The organism is Janthinobacterium sp. LS2A (assembly GCF_036543145.1).
Lineage (GTDB): Bacteria > Pseudomonadota > Gammaproteobacteria > Burkholderiales > Burkholderiaceae_D > Janthinobacterium > Janthinobacterium aestuarii.
Genome location: NZ_JAZHPB010000002.1, coordinates 569,104 through 589,179 on the forward strand (window position 1 = coordinate 569,104; position 20,076 = coordinate 589,179).

The window sequence follows — 20,076 nt, forward strand, 5'->3', positions numbered from 1 at the left end:
CCTACTTCGACCTTGTCCGCACGCGCTGTCCCCTTTTCACATCACCCCATTTTCACGCCCCAGGCCATCACCATGCTCGCCTGAGCCGACGATGCAGTTCCACCTCCAGGTGCAGGGCCCGGCGGGCAGGCAGGCGCTGGCCATCGACGCCGCCAGCGAGGCTGAGGCGATCCGCGCGGCCGTGCGCGGCGGCTGGCGCGTGCTGGCCGTCGACGCTGGCGCCACGTCAGACACGGGCGCCGAGCTGCGTCCCGGCAAGCAGGGCCTGCCCCTGCTGCAATTCAGCCAGGAGCTGCTGGCCCTGCTCGAAGCGGGCCTGAACCTGGGCGAGGCCATGGCCACCTTGCACAACAAGGAAACGCGCGCGGGCGCCAAGGCAACCCTGGCCGCCATCGTGCTCACCCTGCAGCAGGGCCTATGCTTTTCCGACACCCTGGCCGGTTTTCCCGACATCTTCCCCGATATTTACATCGCCACCGTGCACGCGGCCGAACGCTCGGGCAACCTGCCCGAGGCGCTGGCGCGCTTCGTCGCCTACCAGCTGCAGTTCGACGCCATCCGCAAAAAACTCATTTCCGCCGCCATCTATCCGTGCATGCTGCTCGTCGTCGGCGGCCTCGTGACCCTGTTCCTGCTCGGCTACGTGGTGCCCAAGTTCAGCGTCGTCTACGAAAGCTCGGGCCGCGAGATCCCGTGGATGTCGCAAATGCTGCTCGGCTTTGGCCAGACCCTGGCCGCGCATCCGCTGCTGTGCGCCGGCGCGCTGGCCGCCGTGGTCGGCGCCGTGGTCTTCGGCATCGCCAACCGCGCCATGCGCATGGCGCTGGTGCTGCGCCTGTTGCGCCTGCCCGTGCTGGCCGGGAAGGCGGCGGAATTCCGCCTGGCCCGCTTCTACCGTGCCCTCAGCCTGCTGCTGCACGCCGGCATCCCCCTCCACAAGGCGCTGGCCATGGTCGGCCCCATGCTGCTGCCGGCGCAGCAGGAGCAGCTGGCGCAGGCGCGCCGCGCGGTGCAGGAAGGCATGCCGTTTTCCACCGCCTTGGAACACGCCGGCATGGCCACGCCGGTGGCGCAATCGCTGCTGAAAGTAGGAGAGAACACGGGCCGCCTGGGCGACATGCTGGAACGCTCGGCCAAGTTCCACGACGAGGAATTCGCCCGCTGGGTGGACTGGGCGTCGCGCCTGCTCGAACCGCTCTTGATGACCATCATCGGCGTCGTCATCGGCGGCGTGGTGGTGCTGATGTATATGCCGATCTTTGAACTGGCCGGGAGCTTATCGTGAGGAGCATGCCATGAACGCACGCGACGGAGAACGGGCCGTGCTCGATGCCGCCATGCTGCGCCGCGCCCACGCCAGCGCGCTGGAACAGGGCCGCCCGCAGATGGCCGTGCTGCAGGAAACGGCGGCCCTGCCGCCCGAAGTCTTTTTGCGCCAGCTGGCCGTCCTGTTCCGCTACCCGGCCTGGACGATGGCCGAGCTGCAGGCCGCCTTGCCCGCCTTTGGCCTGCTGCCCTACACGGATTGCGCCCAGCGCGACTGCGTGCTGCTGCAGCCTGGCGTTCCCGGCGCGCCGCCCGTGCTCGTCATCGGCAACCCGTTTGCCGAAGACTTGCTGCAGTGGGCCGACTTCGCCCTGTCCACGTCCTTTACGGTGGCGCTGGCGCACCCGGACGACCTGGCCGCCTATTTGCTGCAGCAGGAAAGCGTGCAGCAGGCGATGCAGGAAATGCAGCATGGGGACGATGTGCCTGGCCTGGACCAGAGCATCGAAGACATCTCGCTGATCCGCATCAGCGAGGACAGCAGCCCGGTGGTCAAACTGGTGAACTCCACCATCTACGACGCCCTGAAATTCCAGGCCAGCGACATCCACCTCGAATGCGACGTGGCCAGCCTGGTCATCAAATACCGCGTCGACGGCGTGCTGGTGCAGGCGGGCCAGGTGCAGGGGCTGGCGATGGCCGAGCAGATCATCTCGCGCATCAAGGTCATGGCCGATCTCGACATCGCCGAGCGCCGGATCCCCCAGGATGGCCGCTTCAAGGTGCGAGTGAAAGGGGCGGAGATCGATTTTCGCGTTTCCATCATGCCCAATATCTTTGGCGAGGACGCCGTATTGCGCCTGCTGGACCGGCGCGCGCTGACGGAGGCGGCGCAGGCGCTGCGCCTGGAAAGCCTGGGTTTGAACGAGGACGCCATCGAGCAGATCCGCCGCCTGGCCGCCAAGCCCCACGGCATGCTGCTGGTGACGGGGCCCACGGGTTCCGGCAAGACCACCACCCTGTACGCGGCCATCACGGAAATCAACACGGGGCGCGACAAGATCGTCACCATCGAAGACCCCGTCGAATATCGCTTGCCGCGCGTGCTGCAGATCCCCGTCAACGAAAAGAAGGGACTGACGTTTGCGCGCGGCCTGCGTTCCATCCTGCGCCACGACCCCGACAAGATCATGATCGGCGAAATCCGCGACGATGAAACGGCGCAGATCGCCGTGCAGGCCGCGCTCACGGGCCACCTGGTGTTTACCACCGTGCACGCGAACAACGTCTTTGATGTGGTCGGCCGCTTCCTGCACATGGGCGTCGATGCCTACAGCTTTGCGGCCGCCCTGAACGGCATCGTGGCGCAGCGCCTGCTGCGCCTCAATTGCGCCCATTGCGCCGTCGACGCCAGCGCCGAAGTGCTGGCCGATGCGCAGCAGCTGCGCGACAGCGGCCTGGCCCTGCATCAGGTGCAGGACTGGCAATTCATGGCCGGCAAGGGCTGCGGCCACTGCCGCGGCACCGGCTACAAGGGGCGCAAGGCCGTCGCCGAAGTCTTGATGCTCAGCGACGCAATGCGCGAAATGATCTGCACGCGCGCCCCCCTGAGCCAGATGAAGGAAGAAGCGGCACGCAACGGCTTTCGCCTGGCGCGCGAAGCGGGCCTGGATCTGGTGCGGCGCGGGGAAACCACTTTAGCGGAGCTCAATCGTGTCACTTATTGAACACCTTGCCCGCGCCACCGTGTGCCTGCACCTGGCCCCGCACGGGCTGCACGGCGTGCTGCGCCGCGCCGGTCGTCCCGTGGCGGACAGCGCCTTCCACCTGCCCATTGCGAATCCCGACGCCAGCTGGGAAGTGGCGCTGGCCGCCCTGCGTGGCTGGCTCGAACAGCATAGTGAAAAAAAACTGCCGCTGGCCGTCAGCCTGGCCAGCCGCTGGTGCGCCATGCAAGTGGTGCCGTGGAGCGGAGCACTGCTCGACCGGGCCAGCGCACAGCGCTTCCTGCATAGCCAGTTCGCCGCCGTCTACGGCGATGGCGCGCGCGCCTGGCGCCTGGCCGCCGACGACGCGCCCTATTGCAAGCCGCGCCTGGCCTGCGGCATCGATGCGGCCCTGCTGCAAGGCGTGCAGGATGCGGCGGCCGCGCATGGCCGGCGCTGCCTGTCCATCGAACCGATCGCCGGGCCGGCCTGGCGCAGCATCGCCGGTGCCAAGCCCGACGCCTTCGCCCTGGTGGAAGCGGGACGGCTGCTGCTGGCAACGGCGAGCGGCGGGCGCATCACGGCCCTGCACAGCCAGTCCTGCGCCACGGACTGGGGCGATGAACTGGACCGGGCCTGGCGGCGCTGGAACTTGCGTGCGCCACAGCTCGACGCCATCGACCAGGTGGCGTTGATCGACTTGAGCGGCGTGCCGCAAGCGAACGTGCCGGAACGCTTCGTGCCCGTCGCCGTGGTCAGCGGCGCCCACCTGATGCGGGAGGCCGCATGGGCCTGAGCCGCCTGGAGTTCCTGCCGCCTGGAGCGGCGCAAACCTTCAAGGGCTGGCGCCTGGCCCTGTGCCTGGCGGGCGGCTTGCTGCTGCTGCCGGCCGCCGTGTACTGGCTGGTGCAGGCGCAGGAAACGCGGCGCCTGGAAGCGCAACTGGCGCAGCTGCAGCCCACGCGTCCCGTGCGCGCGCCCCTCTCGGCGAGCCAGCAGCGCGAACGCGACCTCGAACTGAAACAGGTGGCTGCCGCCGTGCGCCAGCTCAACCTGCCCGTCACGCGCCTGGTCAAGACGGTGCAGGCGCCTCGCGACGTGCGCGTGGCCCTGCTGGGGCTGGACCTGAACGCGCAGCAGGGACAGGATGGCGCCAGCGTCCTGAAGATCGCCGCCGAAGCGGAAACGCCGCAGGACATGCTCAATTACCTGGCCTTCCTGAACCAGCAGCCCATGTTCAGCTCCGTGTATCTGCTCAAGCACGAGATGAACGCGAACACTCCCGAACACCCTTACCGTTTTCAGCTGGAGGCGCAATGGCGGCAATAAAACCCGTGTTAAAAGCCGGCACGCCCGTGGCCCGAGCGCGTCTGCAGCTGCACGTGCCGCCGCGGCTGGCGTGGGAAGCCGCGCGTCTGTGGCGCATGCTGGGCTGGCCCAGCGCCATCGGTGCGGCCTGCCTCGCGCTGGCCGCTTTCGCCGTGCGGCAGGGCGATGCCCTGGCCGAGCGCCAGGTGCAATTGCGCGCGCAGCTGGCCATGATGGCAAAACAGGCGGCGCTGCCGCCGTCACCCGTCACGCTCGATGCGGATGCCGACAGCCTGGCCGCCTTTCACGCCTACCTGCCCGCGCATGACAGCATTCCCGACCAGCTGAAGGCCTTGCTGGAAGTGGCGCAAAAGAGCGGCGTCACCCTGGCCAAGGCCGACTACAAGCCGCAGGAAGACGGCAACACGGCCTTTTTGCGCTACCAGATCACCCTGCCCGTCAAGGCCGAATACGCGCAGCTGCAAACCTTTATCGTCGACGCCCTGCAGGCGCTGCCCACCCTGACCTTGGACTCCGTGCTCTTCAAGCGCGAGCAGATCGAGGCGGGCGAGATCGACGCGCGCATCCAGTTCATCCTGCTGGTGAAGAAGGCGGAGGTGCGCCGATGAAAAAAGCCGTACTGGGAGGCGCCGCCGTGGCGACCTTGCTGGCCGCCCTGTTCGCGCCAGAGGACGAAGGCAGCATCGTGGGACCGGCCACGGCCACGCCGCGCCAGGTGGAGCGGGTGGCGCCAGCTCCCATCGCTGCCGCCACTGCAACTCCGCAAACCAATCGCGCGCTGGCCATCGAACCGCGCCGTGGACTCGACGACGAGGAAGCGGCCAGCCTGTTCGCCAAGCAAAGCTGGCAACCTGAGACGCCGAAAAAAATCATGCTCGACCAGCAGGCGGCCCAGGCCGCGCTGCCCGCCGCCCGCGTCGATGCGAATGCGCCGCCACCGCTGCCATTTCAATTCCTCGGCCGCTTTGTCGATGAAGGCAAGGCGGCCTACTTCCTGCAAGCGGGCGAACGCAACGTGGTGGCGCGCCCCGGCGACACGCTCGAAGAGCGTTACCGCTTCGACGGCGTGGTGCAAGGCGCCCTGCAATTTACCTATCTGCCGCTCAACCAGAAACAGACACTCGCCGTAGGGGACCTCAATTGAAACGATGCGCCGCACGTATTTCTCGTAATCTCATCACCCTGCTGCCGGTGCTGTCCTTGCTGGCCGCCTGCGCCGGCAACCAGGCCTACAACGATGGCCAGGCCATGCTGGGCGCGGGCCGCACGGAACAGGGACTGGCCCTGCTGGAACAGGCGGCGCAGGCCGAACCGACCAACGCCAAGTACCGCATCGCCGTCACGAATGGCAGGATGCGCGCGCTGAACAATCTGAATCGCCGCGCCGAGGCGTTGCGCCAGCAGGGCAAGCTGCCCGAAGCGCAAGCGCTGTACCAGCAGGCACTGGCACTGGACGCCAGCAACGACGTGGCGCAGCGGGGCCTGGCCGGCGTGGCGCAGGATGAACGGCACCGCAAGCTGGTGCAGGAAGCGCAGGCCAGCTACCTGCGCGGTGGCGAAGCGAATGTCGCACAGGCGCAGGAAGCCTTGCGCCAGGTGCTGCAGGAACGCCCCGCGCAGCGCGAGGCGCTGGCCCTGAAAAGCCGCATCGGCGAAGCGCAGTCGAAAAGCCTGCCGGCCGGCGGCAAGCTGGCGGCCGCCTACAGGAAACCCGTCACCCTCGAGTTTCGCGACGCGCCGCTGCGCTCCGTGTTCGATTTCATCAGCAAGGTGTCGGGCCTGAACTTCGTCTTCGACAAGGAAGTCGACCCGGCCCTGCGCGCCACCATCTCCGTGCGCGACACCAGCATCGAAGAGGCGATTGCCATGCTGCTGGGCGCGAACCAGCTGGAACAAAGCGTCACCAGCGACAAATCGATCACGATCTATCCGAACACGCCGCAAAAGGTGAAGGATTACCAGCAGCTCGTCGTGCGCACTTTTTTCCTCGCCAATGCCGACGTCAAGACGGTGGCGTTTTCCATCAAGACCCTGCTCAAGGCCAAGGACGTCGTCACCGATGAACGCCTGGGCATCATCATGCTGCGCGATACGCCGGAAATGGTGCGCATGGCCGAGCGCATTATCAATGTGCAGGACCTGGCCGATCCGGAAGTGATGCTGGAAGTCGAGGTGCTGGAAGTCAAACGCACGCGCCTGATGGAGCTGGGCGTGCGCTGGCCGGACCAGGCCAGCCTGACCTTGGCCGGCGTTGCAGGCAGCACGGGAGGCCTGGGCGGCCTGAAAGTGGCGGACCTGCACCGCATCAATGGCGACAATATCAACCTGGGCATCGGCGGCGTCACCCTGAATGCCAACAAGACGGACAGCGACAGCAATATCCTCGCCAACCCGCGCATCCGCGTGCGCAACAAGGAAAAAGCCAAGATCCTCATCGGCGACCGCGTGCCCGTCATTACCGTCACAACGAATAACGGCGTCAGCTCCGACAGCGTCAACTACATCGACGTGGGCCTGAAGCTCGACGTGGAACCGAACGTCTATCTGGACGACGAAGTGGCCATCAAGATCAACCTGGAAGTGTCAAACGTCGTCAAGGAAGTGATCAGCAAGACGGGCACGCAGGCTTACCAGATCGGCACGCGCAGCGCGTCCACCGTGCTGCGCCTGAAGGATGGCGAGACCCAGGTGCTGGCCGGCCTGATCAGCGATGAAGACCGGGGCACGGCCAACAAGGTGCCGGGCGTGGGCGAACTGCCCGTGCTGAACCGCCTGTTTGGCAGCCAGAAGGACGACGCCATGCGCAGCGAGATCGTGCTGTCGATCACGCCGCGCCTGCTGCGCAGCATCCGCCGCCCGGACCTGATGACGGCCGAATTCAACTCGGGCACCGAGGCATCCGTGGGCGGACGCGCCAGCGTGGGCGGCTCTCCCGAGGCCATCGCCGCGCCCGAGCAGGCAGCGCCGCGCACCGGCTCGCCCATGACGGGCGGCGACGAGGCGCCCGCCGCCGGCGAAAAATCAGGCAAAGGTGGCCAGTGAAGCCAAGGGGATTTACCTTCATCGAGCTGATGATCACCCTGGCCATCATGGCGACCCTGGCCACGGTGGCCGTGCCGATGGCGCAGGTGGCCTTGCAACGGGCGAAGGAGCAGCAGTTGCGCAGCGCCCTGATCGAGATGCGCGAAGCGATCGATGCCTACAAGCGCGCTTCGGACAATGGCCGCATCAAGCTGTCGCTGGGCGCCTCCGGCTATCCGAAAAAACTCGAGGAACTGGTCGAGGGCGTGCCCGACCAGCGCAGCCCGTCCAAGCAAAACATCTATTTCCTTCGCCGCTTGCCGCGCGACCCGTTCCAGCCCAGGGAAGAAGGCAGCGCCGCCGACAGCTGGAGCAAGCGCGCCTATGCCTCGCCGCCCGACAATCCCAGCGAAGGCGAGGACGTGTTCGATGTCGCCTCGCGCTCGACCAAGGTGGGCCTGAACGGCGTGCCGCTCAATCAATGGTGAACCCCATGCCTGCCTCCTCTCGACGTCGCGGCTTCACCCTGGTCGAACTGCTGGTGGTGCTGGCGATCATCTCGCTGCTGCTGACGATCGCCATCCCCCGCTATTTCGGTTCCGTGGAAAAATCGAAGGAAGTCGCGCTGAAGGAAAACCTGCAAGTACTCAGGAGCGGCCTCGATAAATACTATGCCGACAAGGGCGAGTATCCGGCCGCGCTGGCCGACCTGGTGACCCACCATTATTTCCGCAGCGTGCCGCTCGACCCCGTCACGGAGTCCGCCGCCACCTGGCAGCTGATCCCTTCGCCCAATGGCGAGATCGGCGGCGTGGCCGACGTGCGCAGCGGCGCCAAGGGCAAGACGCGCGAGGGCATCCCCTTTGAGCAGCTCTAGTTTTCAACGCCGCGCACAGGGCTTCGCGTATATCTGGACCCTGATGCTGGTGGCCTTCATGGGCGTGGGCCTGGTACTGGCCAGCGAATTGCATGCCACGGCCGCGCGGCGCGACAAGGAGCGCGAGCTGCTGTTCATCGGCCATGAATTCCGCAATGCGCTGGGCCGCTACTACGACAGCACGCCGGGCGACGGGCGGCCCCGCTATCCATTGACCCTGCAGGAACTGCTGCGCGACCCGCGCTTTGCCAACGCCCGGCGGCATCTGCGCCGCCTGTATGCGGATCCCGTCACGGGCAAGGCGGAATGGGGGCTGCTGCGCCAGGAGGGACGCATCGTCGGCATCCATTCGCTGTCGCCGCAGTTGCCCATCAAGCAGGACAATTTTCTCGATGAAGACGCGAGCCTGCGTCGCAAGCAGCGCTACGCGGACTGGCACTTCACGTATCCGCACGACCTGGTGCTGGCCCCGCCCGATGCGGCCGGCGGCGCGCCCGGGCTCAAGCCGAAAGGCGCGAACTGATATCATGCCCGCATTCCATATTCAGCATCGAGCAAAGGAGCAGGCATGAGCATAGGTGGCACTTCCATCGAACAGGCATTGGCATCGCTGTCGGACATGACGGGCGGCATGGTCGCCATCGGCAAGGACGAACATGCGCAACGCATCGCCAAGGCGCAAGCGTTCATGCGCCAGCAGGGCATCGCCGCGATCTACCTGAACGCGGGCGCCAACCTCACCTATTTCACGGGCACCAAATGGTATGCCAGCGAACGCATGGTGGGCGCCCTCCTGCCGGCCAGCGGCGACATCGAATACATCGCTCCCGCGTTCGAGGAAAGCACCTTGCAAGGCTTCATGCTCATCGAAGGCCGTGTCAATTGCTGGGAAGAGCATGAAAGCCCGTACCAGCTGTTCGCCGACGTGCTGGCGCGCATGGGGATAACCCAGGATACGGCCGCGCCGCCGCGCGTGGGCATCTGCGAAAGCGCCGCCTTCTTCATCTACGATGGCATCAAGCCGCTGGCCCCCGGCTATACGCTGGAAAACGCGCGCGCCGTCACGGCCTACTGCCGCAGCCGCAAGTCTCCGGCGGAAATCGCCCTGATGCAGCGCGTGATGGACATGACCCTGGCCGTGCACGTGGCCACGGCCAGCATGCTGTACGAAGGCATCACGACAGTGGAAGTGGAAGAATTCATCCAGCGCGCGCACCGCAAGGTCGGCGCGCCCCGCTCGTATTTCTGCATCGTGCTGTTCGGCGAGGCGACGGCCTATCCGCATGGCGTCAACTACGTGCAAACCCTGAAAGCGGGCGACACGGTACTGATCGACACGGGCTGCCAGGTGATGAACTACATCTCCGACATCACGCGCACCTATGTGTTTGGACAGATCAGCGAGCGCCAGCGCTCCGTATGGAACAGCGAAAAGGCAGCGCAGGCCGCCGCGTTCGCGGCCGCGCAGCTGGGCGTGCCCTGCGGTGACGTCGACCGCGCCGCGCGCGTGTCGCTGGAAGCCGACGGCTACGGTCCCGGCTACAAGCTGCCGGGCCTGCCGCACCGCACGGGCCACGGCATTGGCCTCGATATCCACGAGTGGCCCTACCTGGTGGGCAATGACACGACGCCGCTCGACGTGGGCATGTGTTTCTCGAACGAGCCGATGATCTGCATCCCCGGCGAATTCGGCATTCGCCACGAAGACCATTTTTACATGACGGAAAACGGTCCGCGCTGGTTCACGCAGCCCGCGCACAGCATCGACGATCCGTTCGGGCTGCGGGCTTAAGCAGCCTTCGTTAACGCCAGCCGCCGTGCCGCCGGCACGGTGGCAGCCACTGGCGCGCCTCCCCGCGCCAAGTTGCGCACTTCGGATGCCACCGCGGCATATCCGGCATCGAATTCCCCGCCCAGCTACGCGTCATGCTCATGCTGGCCGGGAATGGCTGCAAAGACGGCCAGTTTTTCATGCAGCTTGACGGCCTGCCGCCTCCTGGTGCGGCGATATTACCAATAAATATAAATTAACTTTCAAATAATTAATTTACATTTTTACCACATTCTGATGTAATGGCCATCCAGGGAGGAAATATGGCCAAGATACGCGTGATTCAATTTCATCCTTATGATCCAACCCACCCCAATGTGGGCGGCATAGGCAGCATTATTCGCGCACTGATTAAATTTGCACCGCACGACTTCGATATCTATTTCGTCGGCGTCAGCGTCGATATTCAGCTCCACCCGGTCGGCCGCTGGCAACAGTTGGAACTGGATGGACGCAGCTTTCATTTCCTCCCGGTGATGGAGGCCCCTATCGGCCGGCGCGAAAAGATACCGCGCACGCTGAAATTCGCCTGGGCCTTGTGGCGTCATCGCGCGCAAATTGATTTGCACGGCGCCCTGCTGGAATTTCACCGGATCGAGCCCAGCGCCGTATTCTGGCTGGCGTCCAACCATAAAATTCTGTTCCTGCACGGCCATCACGGGAAAGACTATTACAATCCAAAATCAGAAGTGAAATGGTCACGCTTCCCGGCCATCTATTTTTGGCTCGAACGCCATTTGATCGCACGGATCAAGCAGGTCTATATCGTCAGAGCCGACGCGGTCACGCATTACCAACAACATTATCCGGCCATGCGCGATTGCATTCAATTCATTCCCACCTGGGTCGATGAGACGGTCTTCCATCCGTTGCCGGTGAGCGGACGCCGGCAGTTGAAACAGCAATTCGCCCGCCAGCACCAATTTGACCGGGGCAAAAAAATACTGCTGTTCGTGGGGCGCTTTGTCGGTCAAAAAAATCCGCTGTTATTGTTACAGGCATACCAGGAATTCAAACGCCATCGCGACGACACCATTCTGATCATGATAGGTGTGGGCGAGCTGGAATCGGACATGCGACGCTTTATCCTCGAGCAAGGGCTGGGGGCAGACGTTCGCATACTCGCTCCCCGTTCCCATCAGCAGATTTCAGAATGGATGAATGCCGTTGATTGCCTTTGCCTGTCATCGGCCTTCGAGGGTATGCCAGTGGTTCTCCTGGAAGCCCTCTATTGCGGCGTGCCGGTGGTCAGCACCGATGCTGGCGAGGCAGCCCGCCTGATTCCCAACGACAACATCGGGCGCCTCGTGCGCGAGCACGCACCCCTACCCTTCATGCTGGCGATCATGCAGATTTTGTCGCAGCCGTCGAATCCTTGGGCCTGTCAGCAGCAGGCAGCTCCGTACACGGCCCAGACGATACTGCATAGGCTACACTCGCGCTACCGCGAGCTGGTTGAAAGCGTCGGCGCAAAGCCGCCGTCAGCGGCCGCTCGATAAGCAGGTACGCCACATACCCCAGACCGATGGCACCCAGCAGTACCAGCAGATAGGTGCAGCGGGGGCCGAGCAGCGCCGCCAATTGGCTCTTGATCAGCAGCTTCAGCAGCAAGCCCTGGAGCTGCTCGTGGATCAGGTAAATGGTATACGAGGCATTTCCCAGCGCGACCAGGACGGTTGGCACGCGGATATATTGTGCCGTCTCTAGCTTGGCCGCGCCGGCCAGCAAGAAAGCAAAGCCCAGTATCAGTAGCAGATACGATAATTCGTGGGGCAGTGGCGCGACCAATAATGCGGCTGCCGATATCCCGCTCCCCACCGCCAGCTCGATCCAGCCGCGCCCGCCGCGCCGGTATAGGTAGAAGGCCCCCATGCCGAACAGGAAATACAAATTATAGGCAGCAGTATAAACATTGCCCGCGCTGCGCTGCGCTACAGCCGGATAGTTATAGTAAATAACGCTGAACAGGGCGACCGCTGCAAATCCCGCCATGCCCAGGCGCCGGTTAAGAATCAACAGCGAAAACATCGCATAAAAAGCCACTTCATGAAACAAACTCCAAGCCACCGTCAATGGCGGCACGGCAGCGGTGAATCGTATCAAGGTCAATGATGTTAGCCAATCGGCCCAGCCAGAGGGAATGCGCGCATCGGTGCCCAGGCCGGCAGCCACCAGCAGGCAAAATGGGACGGTATATAGCCAATAAATGGGATACAGCCGAATAAAGCGCCGGAAGATAAAGGGCCGCCACGCCGACGGCTGGCCTATCTCGTGGTAATGGGCAAATAGAATAATAAAGCCGGAAAGGACAAAGAAAAACCGTACCCCGCCGATGTGGCGTGTCCATTCATAAAAAACCGGCTCGCCACCGTAACGCGGCACTCCCATGGCGATCGACAGATGAAAGGCGGCGACACTGATGGCCGCCAGCGCCCTCCCAGCTTGTAGTATTTTTAGCATTCCATAATATTAACATTTAATATTTTTAAATCATCTGTAAATCGCCGTGCGCGAAAAAAAAGCGCCGCCCGCGCGAAGATCGCGGGCGGCGCCGTTCACACCAGTGCTGCGGCAGATGCTTACTCGCGCTTCGACACCAGGGTCAGGATGTCGTAGCTGGCCACCAGTTCCTCATTCTGGTTCGTCACCTGCACGTCCCACGCGACCACGCCCTGGCCTACGCCAAACACGTCCTTGCGGTTGCGGTCGACCTTGCGCTTGCACGTCAGGCGGGCGCGAATGGTGTCGCCAATGGCGACGGGCGCGACGAAGCGCAGGTTGTCCAGGCCATAGTTGGCCAGCACGGGACCGACGCCGGGCGAGACGAACAGGCCGGCGGCAGCCGACAGCACGAAGTAGCCGTGGGCGATGCGCTTGCCGAACTGCGACTCTTTCGCCGCGATTTCATCGAAGTGCATGTAGAAGAAGTCGCCCGAGATGCCGCCGAAGGCGACGATGTCCGCTTCGCTGACGGTGCGGCGGTGCGTGAGCAGCGAGTCGCCCGTCTTCAAGTCCTCGAAGTGCTTGCGGAACGGGTGGATTGGGCTTTCGTTGACGTCCGCGCCGCGCACGTATTCACCGGTGATCGCCGCCAGCATGGTCGGCGAGCCTTGCACGGCCGCCCGCTGCAGGTAGTGGCGCACGGCACGCACGCCGCCCAGCTCCTCGCCACCGCCCGCGCGGCCAGGGCCGCCGTGCTTCAGTTGCGGCAGGGGCGAGCCATGGCCCGTCGAATCGACGGAAGCGACGCGCTCGAGCACGTGGACGCGGCCATGCGTGGCCGCCACTTGCGGCACCACGCGCGCGGCGATCTTCGGATCGCGCGTCACCAGGGTGCTCACCAGGCTGCCCTTGCCGCGCGCGGCCAGGGCCAGCGCCTCGTCGATATCGTGGTAGCCCATCATGGTGCTGACGGGGCCAAACGCTTCCACGTCATGCACGGCGTCGTTGCCAAACGCATCGCGGCACATCAGCAAGGTCGGCGAGAAGAAGCTGCCGTCGATGGCGCCATCGCCGAGCGGATTGAAACCGTCGGCCGCGCCGAACACCACTTCATTACCCTGCGACAGGGTGGCGACACGTTCGGCCACGTCGTTCTGCTGCTCTTTCGACGCCAGCGCGCCCATGCGCACGCCTTCGATGGACGGATCGCCCACCACCACCTTGGCCAGGCGCTCGCGCAGGCGCGTGCCGACGGCGTCCATCAGGTGCTCGGGCACGATGATGCGGCGAATCGCCGTGCACTTCTGGCCCGACTTGCCCGTCATCTCGCGCACGACTTCCCTGACGAACAGGTCGAATTCCACATCGTCTGGCGTGACGTCCGGTGCCAGGATGGCGCAATTGAGCGAATCGGCTTCGCCGTTGAAGGGCACGGACTGGGCGATCAGGTTCGGATTCGTGCGCAACTTGGCGGCCGTCGCGGCCGAACCCGTGAATGTCACGAAATCCTGGCCGTTCAGGCGGTCCAGCAAGTCGCCCGTGGAGCCGATCACCAGCTGCAAACTGCCGGCCGGCAGCAAGCCCGATTCATGCATCATGCGCACGACGGCCTGCGTCAGATAGCTCGTCGCCGTGGCCGGCTTGGCGATGCAGGGCATGGCCGCCAGGAAGCTGGGCGCGAATTTTTCCAGCAAGCCCCAGATGGGGAAGTTGAAGGCGTTGATATGCACGGCCAGGCCGCCGCGCGGCACCAGGATGTGCGTGCCGGCGAAACCGCCCTTCTTGCCTAGCGCGATGGCCGGGCCTTCGTGCAGCACGTTCGACGACGGCAGCTCGTTGCTGCCCATGCTGGCATAGGCGAACAGGGTGCCCGTGCCGCCTTCGATATCGACCCAGCTGTCGGCGCGCGTGGCGCCCGACAGATGCGAGATCGCATACAGCTCTTCCTTGCGCTCGACCAGGTACAGCGCCAGCGCCTTCAGGCGCGCGGCGCGCTGCTGGAAGTCCAGCGCCATCAGGCCCGGCACGCCCGTCTTGCGCGCATAGGTGACGGCTTCGTCGAAGTCGATCTTTTCCGCATGCGTGTGATAGATGACGCGGTTGTTCAAGGCGCTGTGCAGGGGCACGGCGGCGCTTTCGCCCAGCCAGCGGCCGGCGATCAGGCTTTGCAGGGTGGATATTTGAGCCATGTGGTTTCTCCGTTAGGGGTCAGACCCGTCGGGGGAATGGATGCCAATGGCATCTATTCCGATCCTGAAAGGACTGACCCCAGCATTTAAAGGGTTAAAGGTTACTGCGCCGCTGCGTTCTTGTGCAGGTGCAGCGGCAAGGCGGATTCGAAATTCAGGCGCTGGCGGTTCGCCTCGACTTGCGTCAGGGCTTCCACTTCGCGCATCGTCTGCATGGAGCGCACGGCCAGTTCGTGGTACTGGCCCGTGCCCGAGCTTTTCCATTTGATTTCATCGTCGGTCAGTGCGCGGATGATCTTGGCGGGCGTGCCGACGACCATGCTGCGCGGCGCGACGATCATGCCCGCTTTCACAAAACTCATGGCGGCGACGATGGATTCCTCGCCGATGACGGCGTTGTCCATCACCACGGAGTTCATGCCGACGAGCGCATTGCGGCCGATGCGGCAGCCGTGCAGCACGGCGCCGTGGCCGACATGGCCGTCGACTTCGACCACCGTGTCGCAGCCGGGAAAGCCGTGCATGACGCAGGTGTCCTGCAGGTTGGCACCTTCTTCCAGTATCAGGCGGCCGAAGTCGCCGCGGATCGATGCCAGCGGGCCGATATAGCAGCGCGGGCCGATGATCACGTCGCCGATCAGCACCGCCGACGGATGCACGTAGGCGCTGGGGTGGACGACGGGGGTGACGCCGTTGATTTCGTAGACTTTGACCATATTGCTCTCCAAAACATTATTGCCAGCCGTAGCGGCTGATGTCGGATTACGCGCAAGCGCTAATCCGACCTACGTCATCACATACCCAAGTAGGCGCTCTGCACCTGCTCGTTATGCAGCAATTCAGGACCGGGCCCGGACAAGGTGATGGCGCCCGTCTCGATCACATAACCCACGTCGGCGATCGACAGGGCGGCGTGCGCGTTCTGCTCGACGAGGAAGATGGTGATGCCCTGGTCGCGCAGTTCAGCCACGATGCGGAAGATTTCCGCGATCAGGAGCGGCGCCAGGCCCATGCTCGGCTCGTCGAGCAGCAGCAGTTGCGGACGGCCCATCAGCGCGCGCGCCATGGCCAGCATCTGCTGCTGTCCGCCCGATAGCGTCCCGGCCAGCAGCAGGCGCTTTTCCTTCAGGATCGGGAACAGGCCGTACATGCGCTCCATGTCACCGGCCACGTCTTGCGGCGGACGTGTAAACGCGCCGAGGCGCAGGTTGTCTTCCACCGTCATGGGGCCGAACACTTGGCGCCCTTCCGGCACCTGGCAGATGCCGCTGCGCACGCGCTTGTCGGCGCTCATGCGGCTGACGTCCTGGCCGGCGAAGGTGATGCTGCCGGCGCTGATCGGCTGCACGCCGGAGATCGCCCGCAGCAGGGTCGTCTTGCCGGCGCCATTCGCGCCCACCAGCGCCACCAGCTGGCCCTGGCGCACTTGCAGGTCGATGCCGTGCAGGGCCTGGATGCGGCCGTAATGGCTGGTCAAGCCGGCGATATCGAGCACCAGCGGTGCCTGGGGTTTTTCCATCTTCATCATGCCGCCACTCCCAGATAGGCCGCCACCACGTCGGGGTTTGCGCGCACTTCGGCGGCGGTCCCTTCGGCCAGCTTCTTGCCATAGTCGAGCACCAGGATATGGTCCGACAGATTCATCACCAGTTTCATGTCATGCTCGACCAGCACCACCGTTACGCCCGATTGCGCCACCTTGCGGATCAGGGCTTCGATCTCGCCCGTCTCCGTATGGTTCAAGCCGGCCGCCGGCTCATCGAGCAGCAGCACCTTCGGCTTGGCCGCCAGCGCGCGGGCGATTTCCAGGCGTTTCAAGGCGCCATACGACATCTGCCCCGCCTCGTCATCGATATGCCGGCCCACGCCGACAAACTCCATCAGGCTGGCCGCCTCGTCGCGGCAAGCCGCATCGGCGCGGCGCACGGACGGCAAACGCAACATGGAAGCGAACAGGTTCTGGTTCAGGCGCAGGTGCGCGCCCACCATCACGTTATCGATGGCCGTCATGTTCATGCACACTTGCAGGTTCTGGAAGGTGCGGCTCATGCCGCGCCGCGCCAGCGCATCGGGCGACATGGCGGCCACGTTCTCGCCATTGAGCAAAATCTCGCCCTTTGTTGGCGTGTAGACGCCGGTGATCAGGTTGAACAGAGTCGTCTTGCCTGCGCCGTTCGGCCCGATCACGGAGTGGATATTGCCTTCCTTGACCGTAAAACTGACGTCCTGCACCGCGTGCACGCCGCCGAAGCTCTTGCTCAGCTTGTTAATTGTCAGCATCTCAGACCTCCTGTGCAGATTTAGGCGGTGCTTTCGGCGTGGCTGCCCGCTTGCGCGAACGGCTGGCCAGGCTCGGTACCAGGCCTTTCGGCATGAAGATCATGGTGGCCATCAGGATCACGCCAAACACCACCGTTTCCCAGCCTTCAAAACTGGACAGCAGCTGCGGCAGAATCGTCAGCAGTGCCGCACCGATGATGGAACCGAAGATCGACGCCATGCCGCCCACCACCACCATCGTCACCAGCTCGATCGAGTGGAAGAAGCCGGCCAGGTTGGGCGTGATGAAACCGATGTAATGGGCGCTGATACTGCCCGCGATGCTGGCAATGACGGCCGACAGCACGAACACGCGCACCTTGAAGCGCGTCGTATCGACGCCGACGACGCGGGCCGCCACTTCCGAACCGTGAATCGCCTGCAGCGCGCGGCCGACGGGCGAATCGATCAGGTTCAGGGCCAGCCAGGTGACCAGCAACAGCAGCACGGCGCACACCAGGTACCACGATTTTTCACCGGCGATCTCCAGGCCGGCGACACCGAAGGCGGAGACGCCGATGCCGTCCGGGCCGCCCGTCCACTGCGTCTCGTTGTTGATGACGATGGAAATGATGATGCCCAGGCCCAGGGTCGCCATGGCCAAGGTATGGCCCTTGAGCTTCAAGACGGGGCGCGCCAGCAGCAGTGCCAGCAGACCCGTGGCGACGGCACCGGCGGCCAGGGCGGCCAGCGGCGGCCAGCCATAGTGCGTGGTCAGCACGGCCGACGCATACGCGCCCAGGCCATAGAAACCCGCGTGACCGAGGCTGATCTGGCCCGTGTAGCCCATCAGCAGATTAAGGCCGACGACGACGATGGCGTTCAGCGCAATGCGGATCGCCACGTCATAGTAGAACGCATTGCTGAGGAACAGGGGCAGGATGGCCAGGATCAACGCCAGCACCAGCAGGCCGCCATGGCGCGAGCGGGTAAATAAATTCTTCATACACGCTCCGAATTTTTAGCGCCGAACAAGCCTTGCGGCAGGAAAAACAGGATCAGCAGGATCAGCACGAAAGGCACCGCGTCTTTATACGCCGACGAGATGTAACCGGCCGTCATGGCTTCGGCAATACCGAGGATCAGGCCACCGGCAATCGCGCCCGCGCCGCCACCGAGGCCACCGAGAACAGCGGCGACAAAGCCTTTCAGGCCCAGCATGATGCCAGCGTCGTAGGACGTGTAAGTGATCGGTGCGACGAGGATGCCGCCGGCAGCACCCAGCAGGGCCGACAGGCCGAACGAGAACAGCAGTACCTTGCGCGTGTTGATACCCACCAGTTGCGCGGCCAGCTTGTTGTGCGACGTGGCCAGCATGGCCTTGCCCATCAGGGTGCGGCCGAAGAACCAACCCAGCACCAGCACGATGACGACCGTCACGCCCAGCACCCACAGGCTTTGTGGCAGCAGGCTGGCGCCCAAAAATTCGATCGGCGCGTCGCCGGAAAACGCTGGCAGCGAGTGCGTATCCTTGCCCAGCCAGATTTGCACAAGGCCGCGCAGCACGAGAGAGGCGCCGATGGTGATGATCAGCAGCGTGATGACCTGCGCATTTTGCGCCGGCTCGATCACGGTTTTTTCCATCAGCAGGCCAACGATACCGGTGGCGATGACGGCCAGGATGATGGCCAGCGGCAGCGGCACGCCGGCGGCCGACATCACGGCGGCCAGCATCCCGCCCAGCATGATGAATTCGCCCTGGGCGAAGTTGATCACGCCGCTGGTGTTGTAGATGATGGTAAAGCCCAGCGCCGCCAGCGCATAGGCGGAACCGACCGTCATCCCGGAATACAGAAATTGTAGAAATTGTGCGACTTCCATGGTGTCTCCAATATGTTCGGCGATGCGCGGGCCGCCTTCGAGGGCGGCCTCGCGCAGGTACTTCCGGCTTACCTTGTTTCGAACATCACTTCGACAATTGCCATTCGCCGTTCTTCACTTCGACCATGCGGAACGCCGACAGATCCAGGCCCATGTGGTCTTTGGCCGACATGTTGAAGACACCGGTGGTGCCCACAAAACCCTTGGTCGATTCCAGCGCCGCGCGCACTTTTTCGCGGTCCGTGCCGCCGGCGCGCTTGATGGCGTCGACCGACAGGTTCAGGGCGTCGAGCGCATAGCCGCCGAAGGTCGACGGATCGATCTTGTAGCGGTCTTTATACGTCTTGTCGTAGCCGACGACGACGGCCTTCTGTGCATCGCTGTCTGGCAGCATGGCGCCGATCAACAGGGCAGGTGTTGGCAGGCGCACGCCTTCGGCGGACTTGCCCGACAGTTTCAAATACTCGTCCGACGCCACGCCATGCGACTGGTACAGCGGCAGCGCGGCCATACCCAGCTGGCCATAGTTCTTCGTCACGACGGCCGGCCCCTGGCCCAGGCCGAAAACGAACACGGCTTGCACACCCTTGGTGTTCTTGATGCGGGTCAGCTGCGCCGTGATGTCCGTATCTTTCGGGCCGTAGGTTTCATCGGCTACCAGGGTGATGCCGTATTTCGATGCGACGATTTGCGACTCCTTGCGACCCGAGGCGCCAAAGCCGCTCGTTTCCGACAGCAGGCCCACCTTGCTGATGCCGCGCTTCTTCATGTCCTCGAACACCTTCTCGGCCGCCATGCGATCCGTGTGCGGCGTCTTGAAGACCCATTTCTTGACCGGGTCGATGATCACCACGGCGCCCGCCAGCGAGATGAACGGCATGCTGGCGCGCTCCACCAGCGGCGCCATCGCCATCGTCGCACCCGTGGTCGTGCCGCCGATCAGCACATCGACCTTGTCGGACTCGATCAACCGCTTGGTAAAGCCGTTGGCCTTGGCCGCATCGCTGCCGTCGTCGTAATGCACGAGTTCCAGCTTGCGTCCCAGGACGCCGCCGGCTGCGTTGATCTTCTCGATATACAGCTGCAGGGTTTTCAGTTCAGGGTCGCCCAGGAAGGCGGCAGGTCCCGTGACGGACAGCACGGAACCGATCTTGATGTTCTCGGCCGCATACGCACCCGCTGCGGACATGGCCAGCACGCCGGCGATCAGGGTTTTCTTGAAGATATTGGCAATCATTATGGTCTCCACCAGGTTGGCACTACGGTCAATTTTGG

19 protein-coding genes and 1 pseudogene are annotated in these 20,076 nt (G+C 64.0%); 12 read left to right on the forward strand and 8 right to left on the reverse strand.

Annotated features, from left to right (window positions below; all coding sequences use genetic code 11):
* Positions 1-91 precede the first annotated feature (91 nt).
* From V3C40_RS08370 to V3C40_RS08425, 12 genes are all read left to right on the forward strand, one after another.
* Entirely contained in the window at positions 92-1,285 is a 1,194-nt protein-coding gene (locus V3C40_RS08370; protein ID WP_331777143.1) for a type II secretion system F family protein, read from the forward strand.
* Positions 1,286-1,295: 10 nt separating this feature from the next.
* Positions 1,296-2,993, forward strand: coding sequence for a GspE/PulE family protein (locus V3C40_RS08375; protein WP_331777144.1), 1,698 nt, complete (start codon positions 1,296-1,298; stop codon positions 2,991-2,993).
* Positions 2,980-3,768: a hypothetical protein gene (locus V3C40_RS08380; RefSeq protein WP_331777145.1), complete on the forward strand. Its 789-nt coding sequence runs from the start codon at positions 2,980-2,982 to the stop codon at positions 3,766-3,768. The genes V3C40_RS08375 and V3C40_RS08380 overlap by 14 nt, the downstream gene beginning before the upstream one ends.
* Positions 3,759-4,301: a hypothetical protein gene (locus V3C40_RS08385; RefSeq protein WP_331777146.1), complete on the forward strand. Its 543-nt coding sequence runs from the start codon at positions 3,759-3,761 to the stop codon at positions 4,299-4,301. Before V3C40_RS08380 ends, V3C40_RS08385 begins: the two co-directional genes overlap by 10 nt.
* Positions 4,289-4,909 carry a type 4a pilus biogenesis protein PilO gene (gene pilO / locus V3C40_RS08390; protein ID WP_331777147.1) on the forward strand — a complete coding sequence of 207 codons (621 nt, stop codon included), beginning with the start codon at positions 4,289-4,291 and terminating at the stop codon, positions 4,907-4,909. Before V3C40_RS08385 ends, pilO begins: the two co-directional genes overlap by 13 nt.
* On the forward strand, positions 4,906-5,445 hold the full coding sequence (locus V3C40_RS08395; RefSeq protein ID WP_331777148.1) for a hypothetical protein: 540 nt from the start codon (positions 4,906-4,908) through the stop codon (positions 5,443-5,445). The genes pilO and V3C40_RS08395 overlap by 4 nt, the downstream gene beginning before the upstream one ends.
* On the forward strand, positions 5,442-7,343 hold the full coding sequence (locus V3C40_RS08400) for a secretin and TonB N-terminal domain-containing protein (RefSeq protein WP_331777149.1): 1,902 nt from the start codon (positions 5,442-5,444) through the stop codon (positions 7,341-7,343). The genes V3C40_RS08395 and V3C40_RS08400 overlap by 4 nt, the downstream gene beginning before the upstream one ends.
* Positions 7,340-7,810, forward strand: coding sequence for a type II secretion system protein (locus tag V3C40_RS08405; protein ID WP_331777150.1), 471 nt, complete (start codon positions 7,340-7,342; stop codon positions 7,808-7,810). Before V3C40_RS08400 ends, V3C40_RS08405 begins: the two co-directional genes overlap by 4 nt.
* Positions 7,811-7,815: 5 nt before the next feature.
* On the forward strand, positions 7,816-8,199 hold the full coding sequence (locus V3C40_RS08410; protein WP_331777151.1) for a type II secretion system protein: 384 nt from the start codon (positions 7,816-7,818) through the stop codon (positions 8,197-8,199).
* The gene (locus V3C40_RS08415; protein WP_319990651.1) at positions 8,186-8,722 is read left to right on the forward strand and encodes a type II secretion system protein; all 537 of its coding nucleotides are present in this window, start codon (positions 8,186-8,188) and stop codon (positions 8,720-8,722) included. Before V3C40_RS08410 ends, V3C40_RS08415 begins: the two co-directional genes overlap by 14 nt.
* 45 nt (positions 8,723-8,767) lie before the next feature.
* Positions 8,768-9,991 carry a M24 family metallopeptidase gene (locus V3C40_RS08420; RefSeq protein ID WP_331777152.1) on the forward strand — a complete coding sequence of 408 codons (1,224 nt, stop codon included), beginning with the start codon at positions 8,768-8,770 and terminating at the stop codon, positions 9,989-9,991.
* A gap of 302 nt (positions 9,992-10,293) precedes the next feature.
* Positions 10,294-11,529: a glycosyltransferase family 4 protein gene (locus V3C40_RS08425; RefSeq protein ID WP_331777153.1), complete on the forward strand. Its 1,236-nt coding sequence runs from the start codon at positions 10,294-10,296 to the stop codon at positions 11,527-11,529.
* A 16-nt stretch (positions 11,530-11,545) separates the two neighbouring features.
* On the opposite strand, the pseudogene V3C40_RS08430 reads toward V3C40_RS08425, so the two are convergent.
* From V3C40_RS08430 to V3C40_RS08465, 8 genes and pseudogenes are all read right to left on the reverse strand, one after another.
* Positions 11,546-12,490: pseudogene (locus tag V3C40_RS08430) on the reverse strand (acyltransferase family protein); the annotation flags it as partial.
* Positions 12,491-12,609: 119 nt separating this feature from the next.
* Positions 12,610-14,661: a phenylacetic acid degradation bifunctional protein PaaZ gene (gene paaZ / locus V3C40_RS08435; protein ID WP_331777154.1), complete on the reverse strand. Its 2,052-nt coding sequence runs from the start codon at positions 14,659-14,661 to the stop codon at positions 12,610-12,612.
* Between the two features lie 101 nt (positions 14,662-14,762).
* Complete coding sequence (gene paaY / locus V3C40_RS08440) at positions 14,763-15,377, reverse strand: phenylacetic acid degradation protein PaaY (RefSeq protein WP_034746376.1); 615 nt, start codon at positions 15,375-15,377, stop codon at positions 14,763-14,765.
* Between the two features lie 77 nt (positions 15,378-15,454).
* The gene (locus tag V3C40_RS08445) at positions 15,455-16,186 is read right to left on the reverse strand and encodes an ABC transporter ATP-binding protein (RefSeq protein ID WP_080698401.1); all 732 of its coding nucleotides are present in this window, start codon (positions 16,184-16,186) and stop codon (positions 15,455-15,457) included.
* Positions 16,186-16,941 carry an ABC transporter ATP-binding protein gene (locus V3C40_RS08450; RefSeq protein ID WP_331777155.1) on the reverse strand — a complete coding sequence of 252 codons (756 nt, stop codon included), beginning with the start codon at positions 16,939-16,941 and terminating at the stop codon, positions 16,186-16,188. Before V3C40_RS08450 ends, V3C40_RS08445 begins: the two co-directional genes overlap by 1 nt.
* A gap of 1 nt (position 16,942) precedes the next feature.
* Positions 16,943-17,926 (reverse strand): branched-chain amino acid ABC transporter permease, encoded by a 984-nt coding sequence (locus tag V3C40_RS08455; protein WP_331777156.1) that lies wholly within the window; start codon positions 17,924-17,926, stop codon positions 16,943-16,945.
* Complete coding sequence (locus tag V3C40_RS08460; protein ID WP_034780386.1) at positions 17,923-18,801, reverse strand: branched-chain amino acid ABC transporter permease; 879 nt, start codon at positions 18,799-18,801, stop codon at positions 17,923-17,925. The genes V3C40_RS08455 and V3C40_RS08460 overlap by 4 nt, the downstream gene beginning before the upstream one ends.
* 85 nt (positions 18,802-18,886) lie before the next feature.
* Positions 18,887-20,038, reverse strand: a complete 1,152-nt coding sequence (locus V3C40_RS08465) for an ABC transporter substrate-binding protein (RefSeq protein WP_070301131.1) — start codon at positions 20,036-20,038, stop codon at positions 18,887-18,889.
* Positions 20,039-20,076 lie beyond the last annotated feature (38 nt).